This window comes from Stenotrophomonas sp. YIM B06876, from assembly GCF_030711595.1.
Lineage (GTDB): Bacteria > Pseudomonadota > Gammaproteobacteria > Xanthomonadales > Xanthomonadaceae > Stenotrophomonas.
Map to the genome: position 1 here is coordinate 1 of NZ_JAUJUJ010000236.1, position 1,230 is coordinate 1,230.

The 1,230-nt window shown below is 64.4% G+C and carries 2 protein-coding genes; both read left to right on the forward strand.

Going from position 1 to position 1,230, the window contains the following annotated elements; all coding sequences use genetic code 11:
• Nucleotides 1-13 precede the first annotated feature (13 nt).
• Nucleotides 14-106 (forward strand): flagellin, encoded by a 93-nt coding sequence (locus QZH66_RS16370; protein ID WP_305806937.1) that lies wholly within the window; start codon nucleotides 14-16, stop codon nucleotides 104-106.
• Between the two features lie 80 nt (nucleotides 107-186).
• Nucleotides 187-1,230 (forward strand): flagellin (locus QZH66_RS16375; RefSeq protein ID WP_305806936.1); only part of this gene is annotated, 1,044 nt, incomplete at its 3' end.

The window sequence follows — 1,230 nt, forward strand, 5'->3', positions numbered from 1 at the left end:
GGAAACCGCAGAGCTGACCCGCACCCAGATCCTGCAGCAGGCCGGCACCGCAATGCTGGCCCAGGCCAACCAGGTACCGCAGAACGTGCTCAGCCTGCTGCGCTGATCCAAGCCCGACCGGCGGCGCCGGCCTGATCGGCGCCGTCTCCACCGTCTTACGCCTAACCCAAGCCTGAAGGAACTTCCATGGCACAAGTCATCAACACCAACACGATGTCGTTGAATGCCCAGCGCAACCTGAGCACCAGCGGCAGCTCCCTCGCCACCACCATCCAGCGCCTGTCGTCCGGTTCGCGCATCAACAGCGCCAAGGACGACGCGGCCGGCCTGGCCATCTCCGAGCGCTTTGGCACCCAGATCCGCGGCACCGACGTGGCCATCCGCAATGCCAACGACGGCATCTCGCTGGCCCAGGTCGCCGAAGGTTCGCTGGCCGAGATCGGCAACAACCTGCAGCGCGTCCGTGAACTGGCGGTGCAGTCCTCCAACGCCACCAACTCCGCCAGCGACCGCAAGGCCCTGCAGGCCGAAGTGACCCAGCTGGTCGCCGAAATCGACCGCGTCGCCAAGCAGTCCGACTTCAACGGCACCAAGCTGCTGGACGGCAGCTTCTCCAGCCAGCTGTTCCAGGTCGGAGCCAATGCAGGTCAGGCAATCGCCATTGACAAGGTGGTCGATGCCACGACCGCCAAGCTGGGTGGTTCGAGCTTCTCAACTGGCAAGCTGGCCGATGCCACTGCCCTGGCTGCTGATGGCACCCTGACCGGCACCATCAAGGTCGGCACTGCCACCATCAATCTCGACAAAATCGAACTGAAGGCCGGCACCAGCGTCACCGATCAGAACAAAGCTGCGGTCACCGCGATCAACTCGAAGCTGGGCGAGACCGGCGTGCTGGCCGAGCTTGACGCGACCAACAAGATCGTGGTCACCCAGGTCAAGGATGGTGTGGCCATGGCTGACGCCGACATCAGCCTGACCATTGGCGGTGCCGCTGCGTTCGCGCACACCGCAGATGCGGCCACCACCAAGGCCAACGTCAAGGACATCGACGTCTCCACCGTGACCGGTGCACAGAAGGCGCTGTCGCTGGTCGACAACGCGCTTGGCTCCATCAACAGCACCCGTGCAGACCTCGGCGCCATCCAGAACCGCTTCACCTCGGTGGTGGCCAACCTGCAGACTTCGACCGAAAACCTGTCCGCGTCGCGCAGCCGCATCAAGGACACG